Annotated in this window: 2 protein-coding genes; both read right to left on the bottom strand. The window is 64.9% G+C overall.

Annotated features, from left to right (window positions below; translation table 11 throughout):
• Positions 1 to 495: DUF2182 domain-containing protein (locus EN906_RS34805; protein WP_206529267.1), on the bottom strand; the 495-nt coding region annotated here is incomplete at its 3' end.
• 9 nt (positions 496 to 504) lie between these two features.
• Positions 505 to 1,140 carry a DUF1326 domain-containing protein gene (locus EN906_RS34800; protein ID WP_127269117.1) on the bottom strand — a complete coding sequence of 212 codons (636 nt, stop codon included), beginning with the start codon at positions 1,138 to 1,140 and terminating at the stop codon, positions 505 to 507.
• Positions 1,141 to 1,158 lie beyond the last annotated feature (18 nt).

Genomic DNA, 1,158 nt, shown 5'->3' with positions numbered 1-1,158 from the left:
GAGGATCGCGCTGCCGGTCGCCATCGAGGGATCGAGCAAGGCTAGACGGGCGAGAAGCCATTGCGCACCGGTCGCCAGGAGGCTGAAGACGACCCAGACGGCGAGGTAGCCGGCAAAAAACCAGCCCGTCGAAGCGATGGGCCGGCCATCCGCCCGCGCCTTGCGGCCGACACCGGCATAGAGCAGCAACATCGGCGCGACCGACGGCGTCATCATGCCGACCATCATCACCGCCCACATCGTGAAGGTGAAGGCGAAATCGCCCAATGCCCAGGGCCGGAAGCCGGGCGCCATGGCGGCGCCCATATCCATGCCGGCCATATCCATGCCGGCCATGTCGCCGCCTCCGCTATCCGGCAAGGGGGAGCCGGGCATGACCATGGTGGCGGCGAGCCACAGCACATAGGCCCAGGCGAGCACGGCAATCACCACGAGCGCGGCCATCACGACCGCGCGATCGCGCCTCAGCACCGCCTCGAGGGCCGTATCGCCCATTGGATCAGGTCAATGCACGATGCCGCTCTGCGTAAGATGCAGATTGGCGAAATGGCTGTGCGTATCGGCCAGTTCGAACTTGATCGGGCCCGTCGCCTTGGTCCAGCCGCGCCCGACCTCGGCGATCGCGTATTCGAAGCCGTGCGGCAAGTCGATGCGCGCCTGGTGCGCGGCGCCGGTGACCGGATTCCGGATCGGCTCGCCGCGACCGTCGGTTATACCCTCGACATGCAGCTGACTGGTTCGCGCGTCGACGTCGATTTTGAATTCGATCGGCGCGAAGATCGGATCGTGGAATTTCTCCAGCGTGGTCGAAAAGACCTGAAATATCGTTGCACCTGGCTCGGTGTCCAGACCGCCCAATATGCGAAGCAGCGCGCCACGTTGGGCTTCCGTCGCCCTCTCGTCGATGACCACCGCGGCTTCACCCCCGCCCTGGTGTATGGCGCCGGGCCAGCTGAAAATCCCGACGAACCGCAACCCGTCGAGCTTGGTGTCGCCGTGATGGCCGCTCTCGATTTCCATGCCGGCGACCGCCTGGCAGAATCCGTATGTCGGCATGGCGTTGAACTGGCACGGGCAGCCATAGGCGCAGTTGCAATTGATGAATTCGCGCGCCTTCATGGCCCATTTGACGTCCGGCATGGCATTCCTCCCTTGCCG

Origin of the sequence: Mesorhizobium sp. M7A.F.Ca.CA.004.06.1.1 (assembly GCF_003999135.1) — a bacterium.
GTDB lineage: Bacteria > Pseudomonadota > Alphaproteobacteria > Rhizobiales > Rhizobiaceae > Mesorhizobium.
Note: the sequence above shows the minus strand (reverse complement) of the source record. Positions and strands in the feature narration are given on the sequence as shown.